Origin of the sequence: Tychonema sp. LEGE 07196 (genome assembly GCF_963890365.1) — a bacterium.
In the GTDB taxonomy this organism is placed as follows: domain Bacteria; phylum Cyanobacteriota; class Cyanobacteriia; order Cyanobacteriales; family Microcoleaceae; genus Microcoleus.
Map to the genome: position 1 here is coordinate 1 of NZ_CAWPRX010000113.1, position 17,598 is coordinate 17,598.

At 45.5% G+C, this 17,598-nt stretch carries 17 protein-coding genes; 10 read left to right on the forward strand and 7 right to left on the reverse strand.

Annotation, left to right across the window (positions count from 1 at the left end):
* Window positions 1-126 precede the first annotated feature (126 nt).
* On the reverse strand, window positions 127-561 hold the full coding sequence (locus AACV78_RS13590; protein ID WP_194013059.1) for a VOC family protein: 435 nt from the start codon (window positions 559-561) through the stop codon (window positions 127-129).
* 32 nt (window positions 562-593) lie between these two features.
* On the opposite strand from AACV78_RS13590, the gene AACV78_RS13595 reads away from it, so the two are divergent.
* Window positions 594-800, forward strand: a complete 207-nt coding sequence (locus AACV78_RS13595) for a hypothetical protein (protein WP_194013060.1) — start codon at window positions 594-596, stop codon at window positions 798-800.
* Window positions 801-842: 42 nt separating this feature from the next.
* Here AACV78_RS13595 and AACV78_RS13600 read toward each other — a convergent pair whose 3' ends face one another.
* Window positions 843-1,352, reverse strand: coding sequence for a TIGR02652 family protein (locus AACV78_RS13600; protein ID WP_194013061.1), 510 nt, complete (start codon window positions 1,350-1,352; stop codon window positions 843-845).
* A 105-nt stretch (window positions 1,353-1,457) separates the two neighbouring features.
* On the opposite strand from AACV78_RS13600, the gene AACV78_RS13605 reads away from it, so the two are divergent.
* Complete coding sequence (locus AACV78_RS13605) at window positions 1,458-2,003, forward strand: gamma carbonic anhydrase family protein (RefSeq protein ID WP_194013062.1); 546 nt, start codon at window positions 1,458-1,460, stop codon at window positions 2,001-2,003.
* A 240-nt stretch (window positions 2,004-2,243) separates the two neighbouring features.
* Window positions 2,244-2,849 (forward strand): Uma2 family endonuclease, encoded by a 606-nt coding sequence (locus tag AACV78_RS13610; protein WP_194013063.1) that lies wholly within the window; start codon window positions 2,244-2,246, stop codon window positions 2,847-2,849.
* Window positions 2,850-2,916: 67 nt separating this feature from the next.
* Here the strand turns inward: AACV78_RS13610 and AACV78_RS13615 are convergent, their stop codons facing one another.
* Together AACV78_RS13615 and AACV78_RS13620 are read right to left on the reverse strand one after the other, a co-directional pair.
* Window positions 2,917-3,096 (reverse strand): hypothetical protein, encoded by a 180-nt coding sequence (locus AACV78_RS13615; RefSeq protein ID WP_228042237.1) that lies wholly within the window; start codon window positions 3,094-3,096, stop codon window positions 2,917-2,919.
* A 146-nt stretch (window positions 3,097-3,242) separates the two neighbouring features.
* A complete protein-coding gene (locus tag AACV78_RS13620; protein ID WP_172187146.1) occupies window positions 3,243-3,527 on the reverse strand; it encodes a type II toxin-antitoxin system Phd/YefM family antitoxin in 285 nt (94 codons plus the stop codon).
* Between the two features lie 216 nt (window positions 3,528-3,743).
* On the opposite strand from AACV78_RS13620, the gene AACV78_RS13625 reads away from it, so the two are divergent.
* Entirely contained in the window at window positions 3,744-6,257 is a 2,514-nt protein-coding gene (locus AACV78_RS13625; RefSeq protein ID WP_194074299.1) for a GH116 family glycosyl hydrolase, read from the forward strand.
* Window positions 6,258-6,626: 369 nt separating this feature from the next.
* On the opposite strand, the gene AACV78_RS13630 is transcribed toward AACV78_RS13625, so the two are convergent.
* Together AACV78_RS13630 and AACV78_RS13635 are read right to left on the reverse strand one after the other, a co-directional pair.
* Window positions 6,627-7,319, reverse strand: coding sequence for a response regulator transcription factor (locus AACV78_RS13630; RefSeq protein ID WP_194012056.1), 693 nt, complete (start codon window positions 7,317-7,319; stop codon window positions 6,627-6,629).
* On the reverse strand, window positions 7,309-8,415 hold the full coding sequence (locus AACV78_RS13635; RefSeq protein ID WP_194012055.1) for a sensor histidine kinase: 1,107 nt from the start codon (window positions 8,413-8,415) through the stop codon (window positions 7,309-7,311). Before AACV78_RS13635 ends, AACV78_RS13630 begins: the two co-directional genes overlap by 11 nt.
* A gap of 807 nt (window positions 8,416-9,222) precedes the next feature.
* Here AACV78_RS13635 and kdpA point away from each other — a divergent pair.
* The 4 genes from kdpA to kdpC all read left to right on the forward strand — a co-directional run bounded on the left by kdpA (window position 9,223) and on the right by kdpC (window position 14,360).
* Window positions 9,223-10,983: a potassium-transporting ATPase subunit KdpA gene (gene kdpA, locus AACV78_RS13640; RefSeq protein WP_194012054.1), complete on the forward strand. Its 1,761-nt coding sequence runs from the start codon at window positions 9,223-9,225 to the stop codon at window positions 10,981-10,983.
* Window positions 10,984-11,058: 75 nt separating this feature from the next.
* Window positions 11,059-13,155, forward strand: a complete 2,097-nt coding sequence (kdpB, locus tag AACV78_RS13645; RefSeq protein ID WP_194012053.1) for a potassium-transporting ATPase subunit KdpB — start codon at window positions 11,059-11,061, stop codon at window positions 13,153-13,155.
* A 158-nt stretch (window positions 13,156-13,313) separates the two neighbouring features.
* Window positions 13,314-13,583 (forward strand): potassium-transporting ATPase subunit F, encoded by a 270-nt coding sequence (locus AACV78_RS13650; protein ID WP_194012052.1) that lies wholly within the window; start codon window positions 13,314-13,316, stop codon window positions 13,581-13,583.
* Window positions 13,584-13,730: 147 nt separating this feature from the next.
* Entirely contained in the window at window positions 13,731-14,360 is a 630-nt protein-coding gene (kdpC, locus tag AACV78_RS13655) for a K(+)-transporting ATPase subunit C (protein ID WP_194012051.1), read from the forward strand.
* A 56-nt stretch (window positions 14,361-14,416) separates the two neighbouring features.
* Here kdpC and AACV78_RS13660 read toward each other — a convergent pair whose 3' ends face one another.
* Window positions 14,417-14,560 carry a D-galactonate transporter gene (locus AACV78_RS13660; RefSeq protein ID WP_194012058.1) on the reverse strand — a complete coding sequence of 48 codons (144 nt, stop codon included), beginning with the start codon at window positions 14,558-14,560 and terminating at the stop codon, window positions 14,417-14,419.
* A 36-nt stretch (window positions 14,561-14,596) separates the two neighbouring features.
* On the opposite strand from AACV78_RS13660, the gene AACV78_RS13665 reads away from it, so the two are divergent.
* Both AACV78_RS13665 and AACV78_RS13670 read left to right on the forward strand, forming a co-directional pair.
* Complete coding sequence (locus AACV78_RS13665) at window positions 14,597-15,736, forward strand: universal stress protein (protein WP_194012050.1); 1,140 nt, start codon at window positions 14,597-14,599, stop codon at window positions 15,734-15,736.
* A gap of 470 nt (window positions 15,737-16,206) precedes the next feature.
* Complete coding sequence (locus tag AACV78_RS13670; protein ID WP_194012049.1) at window positions 16,207-17,445, forward strand: cation:proton antiporter; 1,239 nt, start codon at window positions 16,207-16,209, stop codon at window positions 17,443-17,445.
* Window positions 17,446-17,598: the final 153 nt, after the last annotated feature.

Sequence of the window (17,598 nt, forward strand, 5' to 3'; positions counted from 1 at the left end):
CCCCAACCCCCCCTTATTAAGGGGGGGCTAAGACTTCATCCATAGCACATATGAAAGAAAAATGGTATAATAATTATTCTCAGTTGATGATTGAGAGAGAGAACGATTATCAGCGGCGGTTAGTTATTAATTAAGCCGTCGGATAAATTCTAAAGGTAAACCATCAGTATCAGCAATAAAAGCTACTTCATAAACATTTTGCCCGATCGCCTGTTGAGTCGGTTCTAATAAAACTTTCAAAGGTTGAAACTGGTTTGGTTGGTCTTTAGCTGCTTCCTCAAACTGTTTTTTGAGAGACTGCAACCAAGTAGGCAAGTCAGTTGTCGCCTCAGTTAAATCGAAAGATAAATGATAATACCCAACATAATGCTCGTCACCGAAAGCATCCGGTGCGGGTTTTGGTTCCGGGATTTGGATTAGTTCGATGCGTCCGTTGAGACCTTCCATCCAGCAGGCTAAGGTGTAACCTGTGGTAAAGCGATCGCTCACAGTAAATCCTAACTGTTCGTAAAAGGCGATCGCCCGGTGAATGTTAGCAGTGCGAATCGAGGCGTGGTGCATTCAATTTTAGATTTTAGATTTTAGATTTTAGATTGGGGAATTGGGAATTGGGAATTGGGAATTGGGAATTGGGAATTGGGAATTGGGAATTGGGAATTGGGAATTGGGAATTGGGAATTGGGAATTGGGAATTGGGAATTGGGAATTGGGCATTGGGAATTGGGAATTGGGCATTGGGCATTGGGCCTTGGGAATTGGGAATAACAAATAACCAACAACAAATAACCAATAACCAATAACCAATAACTAATAACCAATAACCAATGACTAATAACTAATGACTATTCAAACAATCGAAAATAGGGATATCTAGTAGGAACTCCCGGCTCTTTTTCCAAATCAAAATTAATCACTTCCCAGCAAGGTTCCTCCTGGGGATCGGGGCTAAAATCCACAGGTAAACCGTACAGCCTCGGGTGCGGCGATTCCGGCTGCCCTCGCCAAGGCGTGCTGCGTTCCAAATAAGTGCTGATTAATTCCCGATAGCGTTGGGCAACGATTACGCGAGTTGCTCGGTACCCTTGAGTATAAAGTCGATCGAGCGCTTCGTGAATTTCAAACCGAATCCCGTCGGGGTGGGTGTGCTGACGATACCATTCATCCTCCCAGCGGCGCCAGTGCCGCCCTGACTGAAGATGAACCAGTTCCCCCGTTTTTGGATCTGCCTCAAATGCCCCGTGACGCGAACACAAATAGGTATCGGTGAGTGTTAAAGCCGGAATTGTTTGGCGACAGTGGGGACACTGAATTTCCGGGCCAAACATCGGGTATTGCAAGGCAACTTCAATCATTTATTGCGTCCCAGCATATTTATCTGCAAAAGTGGCAAATAGTCTTATTATATCCCGTATCAACAACCAGCTAATCTGCTAGAAGTATCACGATCGACCAAAAAGATGAGTAATCTCAACGAACCTCTGCCTTTACTTCCTGCTTATTGGCCCGCGCCGGATCTCTCCCAAGCTGCTTTTGTCGCTTTTGGCGCTGTTGTCATCGGCTGGGTAGAGGTGGCTGCGGGCGCTAGTATTTGGTACGGGGCGGTGGTTCGGGGGGATGTAGAGCGAATTGCGATCGGCAAAAGTACCAATATCCAAGATGGAGCAATTCTGCACTGCGATCCGGGAAAACCGACTGTGTTGGAAGATTTTGTGACAGTCGGACACCGAGCGGTGATTCATTCAGCTTACATTGAACGGGGGTGTTTGATCGGGATTGGGGCGATCGTCCTGGACGGAGTGAGAGTGGGCACAGGCTCGATCGTCGGTGCAGGGGCGGTTGTCACCAAGGACGTTCCCCCTCGCACGCTGGTTGCGGGAGTGCCTGCGAAGCGGCTGCGGGATGTCTCTGAGGAGGAATCTGAGGAGTTGGTGGAACACGCTAAGCGTTACGAAAAGTTGGCTTTGGTGCACGCGGGGAAAGGTTCTGATTTGGGATTTGGTTAGTTGATAGAATAATATCAATTCCGGTTGCACCGGAATAATATAGAGGACACGGCAGTGCCGTGTCCCTACGCCAGATTAATTGTAGGGACACGGCAGTGCCGTGTCCTGGCTGTGAGTAATATTAATTCCGAGGCTACCGGATTTGATATAAAGTGTTTAGCATTGCTCTGGGCTAGTTTTATTTGACATGAATGCTAAACTACAGTAATTAAAATCAAGCAAAAAAACTATTGGTTTCCAATGGCTTACACCGCGCCAAAACTCCTAACTTTTGAAACATTTGTCGATCGATATTGTGACAACTCTCGCTACGAACTCGCTGACGGAGAATTAGTTGAGATGGAACCCACAGGCGCCCACGAAACCGTCGGCGGTAAACTAGCAACTCAAATCGGCATCGCCATCGCAGCCGAAAAACTACCTTGGTTCATTCCCCGCACTTGTTTGATCCGTCCATTTTCCGACGCAGCTACGGCGCGCCGTCCCGATATTCTCGTATTAGATGAAACCGCCATTGTTAGCGAGCCACTTTGGGAAAGAGAACCTGTGATTGCGCTGGGACGAACTATTAAATTGGTGGTAGAAGTAGTCAGCACTAATTGGAAAACAGATTACGCCCGCAAGATTGAAGAATATGCTCTTTTAGGAATTCCAGAATATTGGATCGTTGATTGTCGCGGATTGGGTGGCGTAGCTTTTATCGGTAAACCCAAACAACCTACTATCACCGTTTGTCAACTGATTGACGAAGATTATACCAAGCAACAATTTCGCCTCGGACAACCGATTATTTCTCCTTTGTTAAAAAGCTTGGAACTTCAGTTAGATGATATTCTGCCGCGATAAAGTGGGGTGTCAAACTAGATATAGGAATTACCCACGGGTAGTCAGGGTTTCGACACTTCGACGGAGTTTATTCTGATTCATCTATCATCGGTTTTTGGGCAGCGTGTCGCACAAAAATAATCTGAACGCTATCATCAACAATCGTAAACAGAATTCGATAGGCATTTCGTCCCTTGCCGTAAACAAGTTGTCGTATTTCTTCGTCAAAAAAACTATTCTCAAACGCGAAGGAACAACGAGAAGGCATATTTTCTAGCGATCAGATAGCTTTGTACAAGCCTTCTAACCAATTTCTAGCCTTCTGAGAAGAATGATTACTCAACCAAAAATAAGATTCCTCTATCGCTTTTTGCGCTGCGGGTTGGATAATGACTTGATATTTCTGATTCATGGCTAACTGTCTAGCTTATCAAACAGTTGATTGAAAAAATCCTCCGCTTTTTGCCCTTCCCCTCGATCCATTTGTGCCAAACCCAGTTTAATTCCCTTTAAAGTCTCTAATAACTCAACCGCATCTAAAAGTTTCTGATAGGATTCAGCATCCTGAATAACTAACTCTGCTTTCCCATTGACAGTTAGAACTAAAGGATGTTTTGTTTGTTTGAGGCGCTGCACAAACTCAGTCGTATTACGTTTAAAATCGGTGAGAGAATGTATATCTCTTGAAAGGTTAATCATAATGATGACATGAAATTAGCATTTAATTAAATGTTAAACGATACCTGCGGAGTTTGTCAATCTAAGCTTAGGTGATATTCTGCCCCGATAAAGTGGCTTGCTGCAATCTAAAATCTAAAATATAAATCAGAAACTGGGTTTTTTGCGTAAGTCCTATATATACTATTAAAGCTCTGCCGGAATTCCGCCGATCGCCTTTGCTTATAAAAATAAATTATGAACGATCGCACATCCAATCCAAACATCCCTCCACACACCTGGAAACGCGCCATTGGCCAGGGTTGGGACAATCCCTATACAGTCCGCTACGCAAGCAATCTCGACGACGGCCCCTGGCACGGAATGCCTCTGGGCGGGTTCGGGGCCGGCTGCATCGGGCGATCGCCCCGAGGCGACTTCAACCTCTGGCACATCGACGGCGGCGAGCACATTTTTCGCAGTTTACCGGCTTGTCAGTTCAGCGTTTTTGAAGAAACAAAAGGCAAAAAACAAGCTTTTGCACTGTCCACTGAACCGCCTACAGATGGCAGTTTATCTAGTTGGAAATGGTATCCCTCGGAAGGAAGAAGGAAGAAGGAAGAAGGAAGAAGGGAAGAAGAAGAAGGAAGAAGGGAAGAAGGGATAGGAGAAGAGTCAAATTCTGGGACTTATCATGCTTTGTATCCGCGCAGTTGGTTTGTTTACGAAAATGTCTTTGAAGCTCAATTAAGCTGCGAGCAATTTTCGCCAATTTTGCCGAATAATTATCAGGAAAGCAGTTATCCAGTTGCAATGTTTGAATGGGTGGCGCACAATCCTACAGATGCGCCGATAACTCTTAGCATTATGCTGACTTGGCAAAATATTGTGGGCTGGTTTACTAATGCTGTACCCCCCCAGCCCCCCCTTACTAAGGGGGGGTACGGGGGGGTTCCCGTGATGGTGCGAGATGATGGTAGTCCATTTTATGACTATCAATCCCGGTGGGGAGAAAGTGCCGGGAATATGAATTTGTTGGTGGAAGATTTTCACCGTATAGGTTGCGTGATGACGCGGTTGTCTGCTGGCGACGAACCGCAAGAGGGGGATGGACAATGGGCGATCGCAACTGTGACTAATCCGGCGGTTGAAGTATTCTATCAAACTCGCTGGAACCCGGCGGGGGACGGCGATGATGTTTGGCGCAATTTTTCGGCTGAAGGTTTCTTGTTGGATGACAGAGACGAGACAGCCGCAGCAGCCGGGGAACAGTTGGCTTGTGCGATCGCAGTTCGGTTTACAATTAGACCAGGCAAAACTCGCAAAATTCCCTTTATTTTAGCTTGGGATTTGCCCGTTACTGAATTTGCATCTGGAGTTTCTTACTACCGCCGCTATACCGATTTCTTCGGGCGGAATGGCAAAAATGTTTGGCCGATTATTCGCACGGCGATGAAGCATTCTGATACTTGGCGCGAAAGTATTGAAGCTTGGCAAAAACCTATTTTAGAACGCACAGATTTGTCCGACAGTTTCAAAATGGCGCTGTTTAATGAGTTGTACATTTTGACTGACGGCGGTACTCTTTGGAGTGCGGCGGACGAACGCGATCCCAAGGGTCAATTTGGAGTTTTGGAGTGCATTGATTACCGCTGGTATGAAAGTTTAGACGTGCGGCTTTACGGTTCTTTTGCTTTGTTGATGCTGTGGCCGGAATTGGAAAAGTCGGTAATGATTGCCTTTGCTAGGGCAATTTCTGCGGGAGACGATACGCCGAGAATTGTGGGCTGGAATCAAGCTTCGGCTATTAGAAAAGCAGTCGGGGCGACTCCGCACGATTTGGGCGCTCCTAACGAACATCCTTGGGAGAAAACGAATTATACCAGCTATCAAGATTGCAATTTGTGGAAGGATTTGCCTTGCGATTTTGTCTTGCAGGTTTATCGAGATTTCCTGTTGACTGGCGGCACAGATTGCGAGTTTTTGCAAGAGTGTTGGCCGTCAATTGTTGAGGCTTTGGCTTATCTGAAAACCTTTGATGAGGATGGGGACGGCATTCCTGAGAATTCGGGTGCACCGGATCAGACGTTTGATGACTGGCAAATGCGGGGAATAAGTGCGTATTGCGGGGGTTTGTGGTTGGCGGCGCTGGAGAGTGCGATCGCGATCGGCGAAATCTTAGAAGATGCAGCACCTGAGATAATTCCCAATCCCCAAGAGAAGATTGCATTATATCACAGTTGGCTGTTACAAGCAAGACCTAGCTATCAAGAAAAACTGTGGAACGGTCAATATTACCGTTTGGACAGCGAGAGTAAATCGGAAGTGGTGATGGCAGACCAATTGTGCGGTCAATTTTACGCGAAGCTGTTAGGATTGCCGGATATTGTGCCGCCAGAATGTGCTGTCAGCGCTTTAGAAACTGTGTACGATTCTTGTTTTTTGAAGTTCAACGATGGCGAGTTTGGGGCTGCGAATGGGGTAATGCTGAACGGTTCGCCGGAAAATCCTAATGCGACTCATCCTTTGGAAGTTTGGACGGGGATTAATTTTGGGTTGGCTGCTTTTTTGGTACAGATGGGAATGGAGGAGAAAGCGTTTAAATTGACGGATGCGGTGGTGAAGCAAATTTATGAGAATGGGTTGCAGTTTCGCACGCCGGAAGCGATTACGGCTGGGGGGACTTTTCGGGCGAGTCACTATTTGCGGGCGATGGCAATTTGGGCGATTTACTATGTTTTGAATGGTAAAACCGCAGATATTGGCAGGTGAACACTAATTAACGCTGCCTCTGATTTATTGATCTCTCTTTTTTGGAGGCTTTGCGTCATCAGCATCAAGACTGGTTCGATCGTTCAACAGCAACCGTAAACTATACGATCGCCTGCATTGTTGACTGTTGACTGTTGACTGTTAACAGTTAACAGTTAACATCATGAGGAGTGCAACCGGAATTGATATGATGCAAGAACTGTAAAGAAACCCGGTTGGGAGTGTGTATTTTATAAACCTGGAATACGCTGTATTATAGCTATAAACGGGGTTTTTTGGGAAAATACACGCCTGAAAACCATCAATCTCAAAAAAACCCGGTTTCTTTGGGTTTGATGCGTAAGTCTCAATTATTATCAACTACCAGACTTAAGATCGATCGCCTAACAGTTCTTCTGCTACCAATCCTTTCTGAATTGCGAGAACAGCAGCTTGAGTGCGATCGCGCACTTCTAACTTTTGCAAAATCGCGTGAACGTGCACCCGCACAGTCCCCGGTGCAATGTACAATATTTGTGCAATTTCCTGATTGCTTTTCCCACTAGCAACTAAAGCCAATATTTCCTGTTCTCGCTTCGTCAGCGGATTGTCTAAAACTTCCGATTTTACCCCGACTTTCACAGGTTCAGGATGAGTAAAAACTGCCCTAATTTCTGCAGTTGCGCCCTTATCCCACCAAGAAGCGCCCGACGCTACCGATCGAATTGCCAAAACCAAAGTTTCCGCCGCAATTCCCTTGAGACAATATCCGTGAGCTCCAGCAGCCATCAATCTTTCAATTAACGATTTTTGCGAATGGGATGTTAAAATTAAAATGGGAATTTCTGGATGTCGCTGTTTAATTTGGCGGCACGCTTCAATACCACCAATTCCCGGCAAACCTACATCCAAAACCACCACATCCGGCAAGTATTCTTGAGTCAATTCTACCGCAGTTTCGCCATCTTCAGCTTCGGCAATTATTTGCAAGCAACTTTCCTGCTGCAATCGAGTTTGCAGTCCCAACCGAAACAGTTCGTCGTCTTCAACTAGCAGAATTCGTAAGGGAGAATTAGGTTTCATTGGCGGAGATTGCTGGTAGTCGGAATCCAAACAAAGCACCGTGGGGTAATTTGTTTTCTGCCCAAATTATACCGCCGTGGGCGTCAATAATTTGGCGAGATAAGTATAATCCCAATCCCGATCCTTTAGCTTGCCGATCGCTATTTCCTTGATAAAAACGCTCGAATAGGTGCGAGAGTTCCCCTGCGGTAATTCCCAACCCGCTATCGCTCACTTTCACTACCTGATAATTTGAATGAGATGCCATCACAATTTCTACTTTGCCGCCTCGGGGAGAATGGTTGAGCGCGTTTGTTAGCAAATTAACAAAAACGCGCTGGAGTTGGACTGCATCGCCGTTTACCCACAAACAGCGACGGAAATCTGACTCTCCGTAACTCGTACTAATATAAACTCGACGCGCCGCCGATAAATCTGCGAGTGTGGCAATTACCTCTGTTGCTAAAGCTACTAAATTTACAGGAGCAAGTTGCAGTTTCAAACCTTCAGTATCGTTGCGGTAAATATCTAACAGGGTTTCTACTAATTGTAGCGACATTTTGTGCGATCGCGCCATTGTTTCGAGAACCTTTTGCTGACTGGGAGTAACATCGCCAAATTTTGCCGATTTAAAAGCTTTAATTGTTTCTATCGCCCCCAGCATCGGCGTTTTCAAGTCGTGAGTCAAAGTAGAAACAAAATCCTCGCGGATGGTGGCTAGCTGCTGCTGCGACTGCAACTGAGCTTTAGCAAGAGCGATCGCTTCTTGGTATTGCTGATTGCGATCGCTCAAATATCCCGTCACTCCCAAAGCCATAATTGCGATCGCTCTATTTGCAAAAGTTGCTAGGGCGATCGTTTCTCCAGGAGGGATAAACACATTCAACAGAGTCAAAGCTGCCGCTATCAGCGTAATTTGTAATTTCCCCAACCGACTCAAGCGCGAATTTGCCAGTATAATCGGCCCCGTGTACAAGTATCCAAACAGATACTCCGAGGGAGTGCTAAATTCCAGCGCGATCACAATAGCAAACAAAATGGCGATCGACCATCTTCCGCGCAAATACTTCTCTTGAAGCAGTACATTTTTGGGGACTTTTAATAAGCTTTTAAACATTCCTAATCAATCCATTTTAACATGACCAGTCCCGAAAGAATTGACCCTCAAACACCTAGTTTTTTACCAAAAAACTCAATTTTAGCCCTTAATTGCGCTAAAAACTCGATTTTTTGAGTCGGAGTGCGTAATATCAATTCCGGTTGCACTCATACATGATGTTAACAGTCAACAGTCAACAGTCAACAGTCAACAGTCAACAGTCAACGTCTGAATTTACTATTCCGATGAAGAGATGATTTGATATAAGTCCTGAAATATTCAGTAGATTGTCCCGCACAAAACAGCGTTTACACAGCATCTATACCTGCAAGTATAGACTTCAAACATCATCTAAACATTCGCCTATTAGTAAAAGTATATAGCATAGAAGCATAAATTCTAAACAGTAACTTATATCTTAAGACTAATTATCAAACACCCCAAAATTCTGTAGAGTAATCAATAAAAGTAAACCTAACCTTGCGGCCTACGGGAGTCGTTCATGAGCTTTGCAGAACCAAAACTCATTCAAATACCGATCCAATTCAACAGCAGTTATTGTGGCCTAGCACTAAGTGCCATACAATTGCCCGATCACTGCTGTTGCTTGGGATTAATAAGAGAAAACCGATTCATTATAGCCAGCGAAATTCCAACAATTTTCTGCGGAGATCGGATCTTAGCAGTAGCAATTAATCGGGCGATCGGCCCCGAACTAGAAGCAACCTTAAAGAAAATTCACCCCGTTTTGTGGACTTCCTTCCGAAGCCATTTTCCGAGGAGTGAAGCGGATTTATTCAACAACGAGGATTTTTTAACTAAGTTATGCTGCAAGGATTAAGTCAAATCGGATTAACGCTAATCATTTTAATCGCGATCGCCCCCGTCTTGGGCAATTACATGGCGCGGGTGTACATGGGAGAACGAACCATCCTCGATCCCGCCATTAAACCAGTAGAACAACTCATCTATAAAGCAGGCAACATCCGTGCTTTAGATTCCATGACAGGCTGGCAATATGCGCGATCGCTATTATACAGCAATGTAGCAATGGGCATATTTGTTTTTCTAATCTTCATGCTTCAGGGAGTGCTACCTTTAAATCCCACCAGCCTCAGCGCACCAACCTGGGATACCGCCCTGCACACAACAATTTCATTCCTCACAAATACCGACCAACAGCATTACTCCGGCGAGACAACATACAGTTATCTATCCCAGTTAACTTTGGGTTTTTTAATGTTTACCTCAGCCGCCACAGGTTTAGCAGTAGGAATCGCCTTTATTCGGGGACTGACTGGCCGCCCGTTAGGTAACTTTTACATCGATTTAATTCAATCAATTACCAGAATTCTCCTGCCATTATCTTTAATAATCGCCTTGCTATTGCTAATTTCAGGAGTACCCGAAACCCTAGCAGGGCCACAAGTTGCCACCACCTTAGAAGGCAGCACCCAAGTTATTGCCCGCGGCCCAGTAGCTCACTTTGAAAGCATCAAACAACTAGGAGAAAACGGCGGCGGATTCTTCGGGGTTAACTCTGCTCACCCCTTTGAAAATCCCAACCCTTTTAGTAACCTGCTGGAAATCCTAGCAATGGTTTGCATCCCAGCAGCATTCATTCACACCTACGGCAGATTTGCCAACAACAAAAAACAGGGATGGCTGATTTTTTGGATGGTATTTATAATGTTTGTTGCCTTGATTGGCGTTGCAGCAGTTGGCGAATATCAAGGAAATCCTCAAGTCAATAATTTACTGGGTTCCGTGCAACCAAATTTAGAAGGAAAAGAAGTTAGATTTGGCTGGGCAGAAACTGTACTTTGGGCAGTGACTACAACTGGTACAATGTGCGGGGCTGTGAACGGGATGCACGATTCTTTAATGCCTCCCGCAGGTTTTGCTACTCTGTCTAACTTGTTTCTGCAAATTGTTTGGGGCGGACAAGGAACCGGAACAGCTTACTTATTTATTTACCTGATTTTGAGCGTATTTCTCACAGGATTGATGGTAGGAAGAACGCCCGAATTTTTGGGACGCAAAATTGAAAAGCAGGAAATAGTTTTAGCCAGCGTGGTTTTGTTAATTCACCCGATCGCAGTTTTAATCCCTGGTGCAATTACCCTCGCCTTTACCGACAGCTTGAGCGGCATCAGCAACCCCGGATTTCACGGCATTTCGCAAGTGATGTACGAATACGCTTCAGCCGCAGCTAACAACGGTTCAGGCTTTGAAGGATTAGGAGATTCTCAACCCGCAGCAACAGGACTTTGGTGGAATTTAAGCACCTGTTTTAGTTTGCTTTTAGGACGCTACGTTCCAATTGTTGCAATGCTGTTGCTAGCTGACAGCATGACAAACAAACAACTGGTTCCCGAAACAACCGGAACACTCAGAACAGACTCAGTTTTATTCACCAGCGTCACAGCAGGAGTAATCATAATTCTGGGCGCGCTGACATTTTTCCCAGTTCTAGCTTTAGGGCCAATTGCCGAAGGATTTGAAATTAGCAGCGCTAAGTTGGAACCCACACCGATAACTGCACCCACAACACCTTTAGCAACACCAACTCCTCCACCTCAATAGCAAAAATTTGTCAACCTTATCCTCCTCTTTCTCCGTGTTCTCTGTGTCCTCTGCGGTTCATTAAAAATCCAAATTATGGCTTCTTCCAATACCCCCAATCCTCAAAAAAATTCCCGTTCCAGAGGCCCTCGCGAGTCTCGCAAACATACGCCCAAAGCAAATACAAAAGGGCTTTATCAAAGAGCTTTCAAAGAAGCTTTTGTCAAGCTAAACCCGCGGGTGATGCTGAAAAATCCAGTAATGTTTGTGGTGTGGGTTGGCACAATTGTGACTGCATTATTAACGATCGACCCCACGCTGTTCGGCCCGGTTCCCGGCGAAAATCAGAGAGTTTTCAACGGTTTAGTCACATTTATTTTGTTCTTCACTTTGGTATTTGCTAATTTTGCCGAAGCAGTAGCAGAAGGGCGCGGCAAAGCGCAAGCAGACGCGCTGCGATCGACCAAAGCCGACACCACAGCCCGCAAACTCTTACCAGACGGTTCAATTCAAGAAGTAAGTTCGACAGCCCTGAGACGCGGCGATCAAATTAAAGCGATCGCAGGCGATGTCATTCCCGCTGACGGCGAAGTGATCGCAGGTGTCGCATCTGTGGACGAATCTGCGATCACCGGCGAATCGGCCCCAGTGCTCAAGGAACCGGGTTCGGACATCGCCAGTTCCGTTACCGGCGGGACACGCATCCTTTCTGACGAACTGACGCTGCGGGTGATGGCCGACCCCGGTAAGGGCTTTTTGGACAGGATGATCGCGCTGGTGGAGGGCGCAGAACGCTCGAAAACGCCGAACGAGATCGCGCTGACTGTGCTGCTGGCGGTGCTGACTCTGGTGTTTTTGATTGTGGTTTCGACGATTGGGCCGATCGGCAATTATGTAAAAACTCCTGTGGGCGTGGTGACGCTGATTTCGCTGCTGGTGGCGCTGATTCCAACAACCATTGGCGGTTTGTTGAGCGCGATCGGCATTGCGGGGATGGATCGCGTCGCTCAGTTTAACGTCATAGCGACCTCTGGGCGCGCCGTAGAGGCTTGCGGCGACGTGAATACGCTGATTTTGGACAAAACGGGGACGATCACCCTGGGCAACCGTTTAGCCGAGGAATTCATTCCGGTCAACGGTCACTCGCTGGATCGGGTTGCGAGTGTGGCGCTGGCTGCTAGCGTGTTTGACGAGACTCCAGAGGGAAAGTCGATCGTCCGTTTGGCGGAAAAATTGGGCGCTACAGCAAAATTCGATCGCGCTAACGCCACCGGCCTAGATTTTTCCGCCAAAACCCGGATGTCTGGTACCGATTTGCCCGACGGGACGGAGGTTCGCAAGGGTGCGGTGGATGCGGTGAAGGGTTTTGTGCGATCGCGCGGCGGCAATTTCGGCCAGGATCTCGATGAAGCTTACGAGCGAGTTTCGCGCTTGGGAGGCACGCCGCTAGCGGTTTGTCAAGGCAGCGACACCTACGGAATTATCTATTTGAAAGATGTGATTAAACCGGGAATTCGCGATCGGTTTGACCAACTCCGAAAAATGGGAATTCGCACCATCATGCTCACCGGAGATAACCGAATTACAGCATCAGTAATTGCCGACGAAGCCGGAGTTGACGACTTCATTGCCGAAGCAACTCCAGAGGACAAAATCGAAGTGATTCGCAAGCAACAAGCCGAAGGCAAATTAGTAGCAATGACGGGAGACGGAACCAACGACGCACCCGCCCTAGCCCAAGCAAACGTCGGACTCGCGATGAATTCTGGAACCCAAGCCGCGAAAGAAGCTGCAAACATGGTGGACTTAGATTCTGACCCCACCAAACTAATTGACTTAGTGACAATTGGCAAACAATTGCTAATTACTCGCGGCGCGCTGACTACATTTTCCCTAGCCAACGACATCGCTAAATATTTTGCAATTATTCCAGCCATGTTTGCCCCCGTTGGCGATTTAAACATCATGGGTTTAGCGAGCGGTCAATCAGCAATCTTATCCGCATTAGTTTACAATGCTTTAATTATTCCCGCATTAATTCCCCTAGCATTAACCGGAGTAAAATTTCGCCCGTTAAGTGCAAATCAACTGTTGCAGCGGAACATCTTAATCTACGGATTGGGCGGAGCAGTCGCGCCGTTTATCGCCATCAAAATAATCGATGTTTTCATTGCCGCCGTCGGGCTAGCATAGAAGAAGTCAGTAGTCAGTAGTCATTAGTCATTAGTCATCAGTCATCAGTCATTAGTCATTAGTTATCGCCTCCTTTAAAACTCGTTTCTTAGTAAAACCTATGAACGCAGATATAGAGGCTCTATATCTACTTTAGAACACCAAAAATTGGAGAAACTATGAGACGGAACAATTTGATCAATGATGTTTTGCCCAGGACTTTTCAAGAAACAATTGAGTTAGCACAAATGCTCTCGCAGCGACATCCAATCCCGGTACAGCTATTTCTAGTAATGTGCTTTAACTTAATAATTGCACCCGCTGTTTATGCCGCTGCGGATGAAGGCTTGACCAAAAAAGCTGCATGGGGTTTAAGTCTTTTGGGTTTGGCAATAATCGCGCTCGCAGTTTACTTGTTTGTCGTGATTTTTCAGCCGGAAAAATTTTAGCAAAATATCTGTATTGCGACTCCCAGAAACCGGGTTTTTTACCGAATCTGCCGGCCCAAACGAAATATTTCGCGAAAAAACCCGGTTTCTTGCCCCCGCGTGTAAGTTGTCCTTTGTTCTTCATTCATTCATTCATTGAGGTAATTCATGAGAGAGATAATCAAAGCAATTCGCGTCACTTTAGTTTTGTGGGGAATCACCGCAATTATTTATCCCTTAATCGTGCTAGTAATCGGTCAATTCGCCTTCAACTCGCAGGCAAACGGCAGCTTAATTACTAAGCAGGGAGTTGTAGTCGGTTCATCCTTAATCGGTCAATCATTCACCTCGGATAAATATTTTTGGAGCCGCCCTACTACCACAAATTACAGCAGCTTTGTACCTACTGATTTCGACCCGACAAAGGCAGATAATTTAACTCAAAGAACTGGCGTTTCGGGAGCTAGCAATCTTGCTCCCAGTAACTCTGATTTGCTGCGTCGAGGCAATGAAAAAGATGGTTTTCAAGGGGTGCAAGTTGAAGTAGCCCGCCTCAGTGAAGCTGGCATCAAACCTGCGGCGGATTTAGTTTACACCTCCGGCTCTGGTCTAGATCCGCACATTAGTGTAGAATCAGCTAAGGCGCAAATTGAGCGGATAGCAAAAGTGCGATCGATTAATCTCAATCAAGTAGAAATGTTGGTATCCAAAAATACAGAAAGCCGATTTCTCGGAATTTTCGGCGAACCGGGAGTTAACGTCCTCAAACTCAATTTAGCTCTCGATAGTTTACAATAATTTAGAGTCATTAGTCATTAGTCAGTAGTCATTAGGAAATTGTTAGCTGTTGACTGTTAACTGTTAACTGTTAACTGTTGACTGTTGACTGTTGACTGTTGACTGTTGACTGCCAACTGCCAACTGCCAACTAACAACTGCCAACTGCCAACTACCAACTGCCAACTACCAACTGCCAACTGCCAACTACCAACTGCCAACTACCAACTGCCAACTGCCAACTTATCTATTAAGCTATGATTCACTCTAGCGAACTCACCAACAATTCAGACGCGGTTTATGCCCAAACTAACCGCAATTGCGATCGCACCCGCCGGGGAAAGCACAAAATATTTATCGGCATGGCTCCCGGTGTGGGCAAAACTTTCCGAATGCTGGAAGAAGGGCATCGACTCAAATTAGAAGGCATTGACGTGGTTGTTGGACTGTTAGAAACCCACGGACGAAAAGAAACCGCCGAAAAGGGAAAAGGATTAGAAATAGTGCCGCGAAAACAAATGCTGCGCGGCGAAAAAATGCTAGCTGAAATGGATGTGGAAGCTGTCATATCGCGCCGCCCCCAATTAGCATTAATTGACGAACTCGCCCATACAAATATTCCCGGTTCTCAGCGAGAAAAACGATATCAAGATGTCGAAGAAGTTCTGAATGCTGGAATTGATGTTTTTTCCACTCTCAACATTCAGCATATCGAAAGCCTCAACGATTTAGTAGCGCGAATTACCGGAGTTGTAGTCAGAGAAAGAATTCCCGATCGCATTCTAGAAGAAGCTGACGAAGTAGTGGTTATCGATGTCACGCCGGAAACTTTAGAGACACGGTTGCGAGAAGGCAAAATTTATGCACCCGAAAAAATTGAACAATCTTTAAAAAACTTTTTCCAGCGCCGTCATTTAATTGCTTTGCGAGAACTCGCCCTGCGAGAAGTTGCAGACAACGTTGAAGAGGACGCAGCAACTTTAAAAGGTCAATATTGCAACATTCACGAACGAGTTTTAGTATGCGTCTCGACTTATCCCAATTCCTTGCAACTGCTGCGGCGGGGCGGGAGGATTGCTAACTACATGAATGCTCCATTTTATGCTTTGTTTGTTAACGATCCAGAAAAATTTTTAACAAAAGCAGAAAGCTTGCACGTTGAAACTTGTGAGAAACTCTGTCAGGAATTTAACGGACAATTTTTGCGAGTCAACGGTAATAAAATAGCCAAAGCAATTTCCGATGTAGCTAAAGAGTATCGCATTACTCAAATTGTGATCGGTGAAAGCCAGCAATCGCGGTGGAAATTGCTGCTGCGGGGTTCTTTGACTCAACAGTTAGTGCGATCGCTCAAACACGTAGATTTGCACATCATTGCTACCGAAAAAAGTCATTAGTTAGTGGTTAGTGGTTATTGGTTATTGGTTATTAGTTATTAGTTGTTGGTTATTGGTTATTAGTTATTGGATATTAGTTATTGGTTGTTGGTTATTGGTTATTGGTTATTAGTTATTAGTTATTAGTCCTCAATCATATGATATTATATCTGCTTGAGTGTCGTCACAGAAAAGGTTTGTGGTGTGGTTAATCGGACATGACACGATATCATTAGTCATTAGTCTGATGATGTTGGTGAATTAACGAGAATTTCTGTAGGGATTACTGCACCAAGAATCTTGAATTTATACTAACAATTTTTATCAACCCGCCCCCACCACGCGACCAAATTTTATCGCCGAGAATTCAATGGAGATGATATTGCAAATGCAACTTTTAGAGGACAGCAGACTCTAGCATAATACGGATGCACTAAAAGTGTTTACCTGTTATAGTCGCAATTGTTAAACTGATTAAAAGTGCGATCGTCATGATAGATCATTACATTCTCAACTTGCTAGCCATTGGCATCCTCTTGCTGACAGTCACCTTGGCTTCGGGATGGATTTCGCGATTGCCACTGTCTTATGCCTTAATTTATCTAATTGTCGGTATCGGATTGGGGCCCTACGGCATCAACTTAATTCAATTGCGGCCAGAAGCTATATTTTTAGAAAGACTTACAGAATTTGTAGTGATTGTTTCTCTGTTCAGTTGCGGCTTAAAAATGAATCGCCCGCTACAATTTTGGGCTTGGAATTCCACAGCGCGGTTGATCGGTTTTTTAATGCCAATTTCGATTTTTGCGGTAGCCGCCGTCGGTCATTGGTTCGTGAAATTAGATTGGGGACCGGCTATTTTATTGGGAGCAATTCTCGCTCCCACCGACCCAGTTTTAGCGTCAGAAGTTCAAGTAGCTAATATAGACGATCGCGATGAATTGCGTTTTGGTTTAACATCGGAGGGCGGTTTAAACGATGCTTTATCTTTTCCCTTTGTTTACTTCGGCATTTATGCGATCAAAGATAACAACTGGTCGAACTGGTTTTCGCAGTGGGTAGCAGTTGACTTAATTTGGGCGATCGCCGCAGGTCTCGTCATGGGCATTTTAGTAGCTAAAGCCGTCACTTGGATCGAACGCCAATTGCAACGCTACAGACCCGCCGACGAATTAATGGAAGATTTCATCGCTCTCAGCACAATTCTGCTCACCTATTCCCTCACAGAAGTAGTCAACGGCTACGGATTCCTCGCAGTTTTTGTAGCAGGAATAGTCGTACAGCGCAGTTACCACGACCCCGAAAAACCGCTTTCCCAACTAAATTTTACCGAGCGCATTGAAAAGTTAACAGAAGTAGCAACTCTTTTACTATTAGGTTCGCTTCTGCGCCTAGAACCTATGTTGGGACAGGCCGGCTATTCCCTGTTAGTGGGTGGATTGTTAATTTTTTTGATTCGGCCTGTGGGAGCTTGGATTAGTACGATCGGCAGTCCATTGCATCCCGCCAGCCGATTACTGTGCGGTTGGTTTGGTATTCGCGGTGTCGGTTCAATTTATTATCTTACCTATGCTTTAAGTCAAGGTTTGAAAGGCGAAATCGCTGAAATAATAGCCTGGATAACCTTTACAACTATCGTCATTTCTGTGATAGTCCACGGCATCAGCGCCACCCCGTTGATGAACTGGTACGAGCGCCGAATTAAACCTCAAGTATCGGATTTAATTTAATTTAGTAAGGTTCGTGAATTTAATAGTCCTGCACGTAACTGTCACACAACAATCGACTTGTAGGGTGCGTCAGGTGAAGTTCTCTAACGGCGATCGGGAATTTCGGGAGCTGACGCACCTTACTGTATAATCTAAAATCGACTTGTAGGGTGC

Coding starts and splice junctions, on each gene's coding strand:
- AACV78_RS13590 (WP_194013059.1), bottom strand. CDS start 561: ATGCACCACGCCTCGATTCGCACTGCTAACATTCACCGGGCGATCGCC.
- AACV78_RS13600 (WP_194013061.1), bottom strand. CDS start 1,352: ATGATTGAAGTTGCCTTGCAATACCCGATGTTTGGCCCGGAAATTCAG.
- AACV78_RS13605 (WP_194013062.1), top strand. CDS start 1,458: ATGAGTAATCTCAACGAACCTCTGCCTTTACTTCCTGCTTATTGGCCC.
- AACV78_RS13610 (WP_194013063.1), top strand. CDS start 2,244: ATGGCTTACACCGCGCCAAAACTCCTAACTTTTGAAACATTTGTCGAT.
- AACV78_RS13615 (WP_228042237.1), bottom strand. CDS start 3,096: ATGCCTTCTCGTTGTTCCTTCGCGTTTGAGAATAGTTTTTTTGACGAA.
- AACV78_RS13620 (WP_172187146.1), bottom strand. CDS start 3,527: ATGATTAACCTTTCAAGAGATATACATTCTCTCACCGATTTTAAACGT.
- AACV78_RS13625 (WP_194074299.1), top strand. CDS start 3,744: ATGAACGATCGCACATCCAATCCAAACATCCCTCCACACACCTGGAAA.
- AACV78_RS13630 (WP_194012056.1), bottom strand. CDS start 7,319: ATGAAACCTAATTCTCCCTTACGAATTCTGCTAGTTGAAGACGACGAA.
- AACV78_RS13635 (WP_194012055.1), bottom strand. CDS start 8,415: ATGTTTAAAAGCTTATTAAAAGTCCCCAAAAATGTACTGCTTCAAGAG.
- kdpA (WP_194012054.1), top strand. CDS start 9,223: ATGCTGCAAGGATTAAGTCAAATCGGATTAACGCTAATCATTTTAATC.
- kdpB (WP_194012053.1), top strand. CDS start 11,059: ATGGCTTCTTCCAATACCCCCAATCCTCAAAAAAATTCCCGTTCCAGA.
- AACV78_RS13650 (WP_194012052.1), top strand. CDS start 13,314: ATGAGACGGAACAATTTGATCAATGATGTTTTGCCCAGGACTTTTCAA.
- kdpC (WP_194012051.1), top strand. CDS start 13,731: ATGAGAGAGATAATCAAAGCAATTCGCGTCACTTTAGTTTTGTGGGGA.
- AACV78_RS13665 (WP_194012050.1), top strand. CDS start 14,597: ATGATTCACTCTAGCGAACTCACCAACAATTCAGACGCGGTTTATGCC.
- AACV78_RS13670 (WP_194012049.1), top strand. CDS start 16,207: ATGATAGATCATTACATTCTCAACTTGCTAGCCATTGGCATCCTCTTG.